7 protein-coding genes and 1 pseudogene are annotated in these 6,017 nt (G+C 57.4%); 7 read left to right on the forward strand and 1 reads right to left on the reverse strand.

The window, feature by feature from the left end; all coding sequences use genetic code 11:
• From Q0239_RS13100 to Q0239_RS13120, 5 genes are all read left to right on the forward strand, one after another.
• Positions 1 to 202 (forward strand): VOC family protein (locus tag Q0239_RS13100; protein ID WP_367276106.1); only part of this gene is annotated, 202 nt, incomplete at its 5' end.
• Positions 199 to 753, forward strand: a complete 555-nt coding sequence (locus Q0239_RS13105) for a ribonuclease HII (RefSeq protein WP_298603583.1) — start codon at positions 199 to 201, stop codon at positions 751 to 753. The genes Q0239_RS13100 and Q0239_RS13105, both read left to right, overlap by 4 nt.
• A gap of 231 nt (positions 754 to 984) precedes the next feature.
• On the forward strand, positions 985 to 2,127 hold the full coding sequence (locus Q0239_RS13110) for a site-specific DNA-methyltransferase (RefSeq protein WP_298603585.1): 1,143 nt from the start codon (positions 985 to 987) through the stop codon (positions 2,125 to 2,127).
• 80 nt (positions 2,128 to 2,207) lie between these two features.
• Entirely contained in the window at positions 2,208 to 3,218 is a 1,011-nt protein-coding gene (gene folP, locus Q0239_RS13115; RefSeq protein ID WP_298603588.1) for a dihydropteroate synthase, read from the forward strand.
• Positions 3,219 to 3,284: 66 nt separating this feature from the next.
• Complete coding sequence (locus Q0239_RS13120; protein WP_367276108.1) at positions 3,285 to 3,701, forward strand: DUF2177 family protein; 417 nt, start codon at positions 3,285 to 3,287, stop codon at positions 3,699 to 3,701.
• On the opposite strand, the gene Q0239_RS13125 is transcribed toward Q0239_RS13120, so the two are convergent.
• Complete coding sequence (locus Q0239_RS13125; protein WP_298603590.1) at positions 3,698 to 5,119, reverse strand: sigma-54 dependent transcriptional regulator; 1,422 nt, start codon at positions 5,117 to 5,119, stop codon at positions 3,698 to 3,700. The two genes, Q0239_RS13120 and Q0239_RS13125, sit on opposite strands and share 4 nt — an antisense overlap.
• 167 nt (positions 5,120 to 5,286) lie before the next feature.
• On the opposite strand from Q0239_RS13125, the gene Q0239_RS13130 reads away from it, so the two are divergent.
• Together Q0239_RS13130 and Q0239_RS13135 are read left to right on the forward strand one after the other, a co-directional pair.
• Positions 5,287 to 5,409 (forward strand): aa3-type cytochrome c oxidase subunit IV, encoded by a 123-nt coding sequence (locus tag Q0239_RS13130; RefSeq protein WP_298603591.1) that lies wholly within the window; start codon positions 5,287 to 5,289, stop codon positions 5,407 to 5,409.
• Position 5,410: 1 nt separating this feature from the next.
• Positions 5,411 to 6,017 (forward strand): annotated as a pseudogene (locus tag Q0239_RS13135) (NAD(P)(+) transhydrogenase (Re/Si-specific) subunit alpha); the annotation flags it as partial.

Below are 6,017 nucleotides of genomic sequence, written 5' to 3' on the forward strand. Positions count from 1 at the left end.
CACCTCGACTGTCGTCTATTTCGAGAGCAAGCGGCTGGATGCCTGGGTGAATGAACTCGTCAGCGAAGGTTTCGCGTTCGAACAGATGCCTCAGGATGAAAGCTGGGGATGGCGCGAGGCACGGCTGTTGGACCCATCCGGAAATATCGTCTGCCTGTACAGCGCAGGCGAAAACCGGCGCTATCCAGCCTGGCGCATATGATCGTAGGTGTAGATGAGGCGGGCAGGGGGCCATTGGCCGGCCCAGTAGTCGCGGCGGCCGTGGTGCTTTGTGACGGCGGCATAGACGGTCTCGATGACAGCAAGAAGCTGAGTGCCAAAAAGCGCGAGATCTTGGAGATGCAGATCAAGGCGTCTTGTCGCTGGGCAATCGGCGTTGCCGATGTCGGGGAGATCGACAGTATCAACATATTGCAGGCGACGATGCTCGCGATGACGCGCGCGGTCGATGCGTTAGCGATTGAGCCGGTCCAAGTGCTGGTAGACGGTAACCGCCTGCCTAAATGGCGTTACACGGCAAAGGCGGTAATTGGCGGCGATGCCACCCACCCCTGCATCTCTGCTGCCAGTATCATCGCCAAGGAGCATCGCGACCGTTTGATGCGCAGTTATGACGCGATGCACCCCGGCTATGGCTGGGCTTCCAACAAGGGCTATGGCTCTGCCGGGCATCTCGAAGCGTTGCGTCGCTTGGGGCCGACGCCTCTGCATCGCCGGAGTTTTGCCCCGGTGGCGCAGTTGGAATTACTGTAACTGAATGTAAAATCTTTATGGGTGAGTCTTTCGGGCAACACCACTAGGGGTTGAGTCCTGCTGGAATCGCGAGACTCCATATCTTGTGCCGGACTCCTTTCGTTCCGCCCATATTTGCGATTCTACAAGGGAATCCAACGAGTCGCGGTAATCGAAACTGCTTGACCTGCGAGTCCCGAAGACTCATCGCAGGCCCCTGATTTACGCTGTTCAGGCGGGGAGCCTCGTACAATGGGTGTTATGGAAAAAATTGCGGTCAAACCGAAAACCGCAACCAAGGTCGCAAAAGTCGACAAGAAAACTCTGCCGCTAGACAGCATCCTGAAGATGGATTGCATCGAGGCGATGCGCTCCTTGCCCGACGCTTGCGTCGACATGGTGTTTGCCGATCCGCCTTATAATCTCCAGCTTGGCGGCGATCTTCAGCGCCCCGATGGTACTCAAGTCGATGCGGTTGACGATGATTGGGACAAGTTCGACAATTTTGCGGCCTATGACAAATTCACGCAAGAATGGCTGGCTGAGGCGCGGCGTATCCTGAAGCCCGATGGCACCTTGTGGGTTATTGGCAGCTATCACAATATCTTCCGCGTAGGTGCGACGTTGCAGGACCAGGGTTTCTGGATCCTCAACGACATCATATGGCGCAAGTCGAACCCGATGCCGAATTTCAAAGGTACGCGCTTCACCAATGCGCATGAAACGCTGATCTGGGCGGCGAAAAGCGACAAGGCGCGCTACACCTTCCATTATCGCTCGATGAAAACCCTGAACGATGAGTTGCAGATGCGTTCGGACTGGGTGATCCCGATTTGCGGCGGCAAGGAGCGGCTGAAGCTCAACGGCACCAAGGCGCATCCCACGCAAAAGCCGGAAGCATTGCTCTATCGCATCCTTCTTGCCTGCACCAATCCAGGCGATGTCGTGCTTGATCCGTTTTTCGGCACTGGCACCACGGGTGCGGTGGCGAAGAGGCTTCAACGCCATTGGATCGGCTGCGAGCGTGACAGCACATATTGCAAGGTCGCTGAAGAGCGGATCGAAATGGCGCTGCCGCTCGATGAAAGCTCACTTGAAACGATGCAATCGCCCAAGTCGCAACCGCGGGTTGCCTTTGGCCAATTGGTCGAGAATGGCTATTTGCGGGCTGGCGCGCAATTGACCGACAAGAAGCGTCGCTTTGGTGCGATTGTCCGGGCCGACGGCTCGCTGGTGTGGAACAACAAATATGGTTCGATCCACAAAATCGGTGCGCTGGTGCAGAATGCGCCGAGCTGTAATGGCTGGATGTTCTGGTATTACCAGACCCGCGAGGGCGAACTGAAGGTAATTGACGAGTTGCGGCAGAATTATCTGCTCGCCAATGAGCCGTGAGGCAAATCTACCTTAGGCCCTGCGCATTCATTGAAACGCCCATCGGGTTTGACGGGCAGGCCGCGCGGCTTGCTGGTACCATGGTGTATTTCTCGGCAGTTGAAGTCATCGAAACCGAGGGTGGTCAGAGGGCGTCGAAAGCGCTGGTATCTCTTGCCGCATTGGACGCTCACCTGGGCGGTCTGCCAACGGATCTGGCTGAAAAGGCCCGGTCGCAACTTTCCAATATAACTTCGCCACGACCTGCGCTCAAAATGGGTGCACGCAACATCCTGCTCGATCAACCACGGGTCATGGGTATTTTGAACTGCACGCCGGACAGCTTTTCCGACGGTGGCAAACATGGCGATGATCCAGATGCGCTTGCCGAGACCGGTGGTGCAATGGCGGCTGCGGGTGCAGCGATCATCGACGTCGGCGGGGAGTCCACCCGTCCCGGAGCGCCGCTCGTTTGGGAAGGTGACGAGATAAAGCGGGTACAGCCTGCTATAAAACGTCTGGCCAATGCAGGGCATGCCGTGTCGATCGACACCCGCAAGGCTGCTGTCATGGAGGCTGCGTTGCAGGCAGGTGCCATGATGATCAACGACATCTCGGCACTGCTGTTCGACGACCGCTCGCTCGAAGTCGCCAAGGCGAGCAATTGCCCGATTGTACTGATGCACGCGCCTAGCCAATCGAGCGATCCGCACAAGAGTGACGGCTATCATGAAGTGCTGTTCGATGTGTATGACTGGCTTGAGGAACGCGTTGAGGTGCTGGTTGCTGCCGGAATTGCGCGTGATCGCCTTTTGATCGATCCAGGCATCGGATTTGGTAAGTCACTCGCGGACAATCTGACGCTCGTAAACAACCTGTCACTGTTCCACGGCATCGGTTGCCCGCTGCTGTTCGGGGCCAGTCGCAAACGCATGATCGGTGCCTTGTCAAACGAGGCGGTCGCTGATGCACGATTGGGCGGTTCGATTTTCCTTGCGATGAAGGCCGTTGAACAGGGCGCACATATCGTTCGCGTGCATGACGTGCCCGAAACGGTGCAGGCGATCCACGTCTGGCGCGGCTTGCGCGATGCAGCTTTAACGGCGGGCTAGGCGGCGGGTTTCACCCGTATCGTTTGTGTTGGCTCGGATGCTATCTCTCACGCAGGAGATTCAAGCATGATCGCAAAATATGTTGTCGCCTATATCGCGACAGGCGTCTCTTTCGCATTGATCGACAGCATTTGGCTGCGAACCATGTATGAGCGTCTGTACAAGCCGGAAATTGGCAGCTTGATGTATGAAGGCGGCTTCCGTCTTGGGCCGGCGGTGGCCTTCTATCTGCTCTACATACTGGGCATGATGATCTTCGCTGTCGGCCCCGCGTTGCACAACGGTAAGTGGCAGACCGCCTTGCTTTGGGGCGCGCTGCTCGGCTTCTTTTGCTATATGACCTATGATCTGACCAACTATGCTACGCTGAAGGTCTGGAGCACCAAGGTGACTGTGCTCGATATCATCTGGGGCACATTACTGACCGGTTCCGCATCCCTTTGCGGATGGGGGGCGACCACGCTGATCCTCGGGAAGAATTAAGCGGCTGTGCTTTCGATGCCGAGGTCGGCAAGCTTTCGGTACAGCGTCGAACGCCCAATGCCGAGGCGCCGGGCTACCTCGGTCATGCGACCGCGATAATGGCCGATGGCGAGGCGGATGACATCTGCCTCGATTTCCTCAAGCGGTCGCATATTGCCGTCCTGTTCGAACAACGAAACGCCGGCGCCTTCTTTATGGCTGGATACAGCTTCGGTTCGTCTGCCGACTGCAGTTGCGATTTGGGGAAATTCGTCGGGCGTCAACGCATCGCGATCGCAAAGCACAGCGGCCCGGAAAAGCGCACTCTGCAATTGGCGAACATTTCCCGGCCAGTCATAGTTTCGGAGAAGCTCAAGGGCTTCTTCGGTAATACCCAAGCTGCGCAGGCCGGGCTGGTTTGACATGCGACCCAGAAAGTGACGGGCAAGTGCGGGAATATCACCGATGCGGTCACGTAGCGGCGGGATATGGAGTTGTACCACGTTGATGCGGTAATACAGGTCTTCGCGGAGTGCGCCGCTCGCCACTTTAGCCATCAAGTCATGGTTGCAGGCGGTAATTACGCGCACATCGATGCGGTAGCTGTGCGGAGAACCCAATGGCTGTATTTCGCCCTCGGTTAGCAGGCGCACCAACCGGACCTGCGTTTCCGTTGGCAACTGGTCGATCTCGTCAAGGAACACGGTGCCGGTGTCGGCTTGCTGCAAAATGCCGACGCGGCGATCAAAGGCGCCGGCAAATGCATCCTTTTCATGCCCGAAAAGTACGGAATCGAGCAGATTGGGTGCGAGAGCGCCGCAATTCACTTTCAGGAACGGCAGCCGCGCGCGCGGTGACGCGGCATGAATGGCATCGGCAACGACTTCCTTGCCGACCCCGCCTTCGCCTTCGATCAAAATCGGAGCCTTGCTGCGCGCCGCCTTTGCCGCAATGGCAAGAGCAGTGCGGAAGGCAGGTGCCGAACCGATGATCTCGTCAAATTCAAGCTGGTGACCGATTTTTTCGGTCAATGGCTGGAGTTCGCCAAAATCCTTGGCATGATCCGCGGCCAGACTGAGCGCTGCGATGAGACGCTCTGCCGCGACGGGCTTGATGATATAGTCCGAAGCGCCTGCACGCATCGCCTCGATCGCGCTGTCGGTCGATCCGATGGCGGTCATCAGCAACACAGGCAAAGCGGGACGGCGCGACTTGAGTTCGGCGATCAGTGTAGCGGCATCCGATCCCGGAACCCATTGATCGAGAAGGATGGCATCGAGCATCATGCCGTCTTGGGTACCCAGCATGGCAATCGCGGTTTCGGCGTCGCGGGCGAAAATCGTCCGCCAACCGGCACGACTGGCAATAGCCGACACCAACCTGCACTGGGCAGGTTCGTCGTCGACAAGCATCAGCAATCGTGTCTCTTTTTCCGCCATCGAAATCCCATCGGGCACTTGGTGAAGCAATGCGGTAACAAGAAGAGGTAAAGAGGCGATTAAGCATGCAGTAAAATTTCTGTGGTCGAGGCGCTTGAGCAATACCGCCCATCTGGCTATTAGCCCCGCATAGCCTATATTTGGGGCAGGTTTTTAGGGAGGCTGAAATGGCTGGAAATCAGGACATGCGCGCAGCAAGTGAAACCTATTCGGGATTTCTTTCGCTGTTGAAATGGGGAACCATTGCGTCGGTTGCGGTCACCGTTCTCGTCGTGCTGATTATCGCATAACGTGACCAAAATCGCAGTTCTCAAGGAAGTCGCATCCGGCGAAACCCGGGTTGCGGCCTCTCCAGAGACGGTGAAGAAATTCATCGGACTGGGTGCAAGTGTCGCCGTCGAAAAAGGCGCGGGCCTTGCGGCTTCGATTTCCGACGCAGACTATGAAGCTGTCGGTGCGACCATCGGCACGGCCAACGCGGCTATCAAGGATGCAGACATTGTCCTTGGCGTGCAGGGACCCGATCCCAAGGCGCTGAAAGGTGCGGCCAAAGGCGCATGGATTGTCGCCGGGCTGGATCCTTTTGGTCAGCGCAAGCGCGTTGACGAATATGCTGCAGCCGGGGTCGAGGCGCTGGCAATGGAATTCATGCCGCGTATCACCCGCGCGCAATCGATGGACATCCTCTCGTCGCAGTCGAACCTCTCTGGCTACAAGGCTGTGATTGACAGCGCTGCGGCCTATGGTCGCGCCTTTCCGATGATGATGACCGCTGCAGGTACAATTACCGCCGCCAAGGCATTCATTATGGGCGTGGGTGTCGCTGGCCTTCAGGCAATTGCGACGGCCCGCCGTTTGGGAGCGGTTGTTTCGGCTACTGACGTGCGTTCGGCAACCA

This window comes from uncultured Sphingorhabdus sp., from assembly GCF_937872355.1.
Classification (GTDB): domain Bacteria; phylum Pseudomonadota; class Alphaproteobacteria; order Sphingomonadales; family Sphingomonadaceae; genus Sphingorhabdus_B.

Excerpts from the sequence above, each read along its gene's own strand:
- Q0239_RS13125 (WP_298603590.1), bottom strand. The coding sequence starts at position 5,119 with ATGGCGGAAAAAGAGACACGATTGCTGATGCTTGTCGACGACGAACCT.
- Q0239_RS13130 (WP_298603591.1), top strand. The coding sequence starts at position 5,287 with ATGGCTGGAAATCAGGACATGCGCGCAGCAAGTGAAACCTATTCGGGA.
- Q0239_RS13105 (WP_298603583.1), top strand. The coding sequence starts at position 199 with ATGATCGTAGGTGTAGATGAGGCGGGCAGGGGGCCATTGGCCGGCCCA.
- Q0239_RS13120 (WP_367276108.1), top strand. The coding sequence starts at position 3,285 with ATGATCGCAAAATATGTTGTCGCCTATATCGCGACAGGCGTCTCTTTC.
- Q0239_RS13110 (WP_298603585.1), top strand. The coding sequence starts at position 985 with ATGGGTGTTATGGAAAAAATTGCGGTCAAACCGAAAACCGCAACCAAG.
- folP (WP_298603588.1), top strand. The coding sequence starts at position 2,208 with ATGGTGTATTTCTCGGCAGTTGAAGTCATCGAAACCGAGGGTGGTCAG.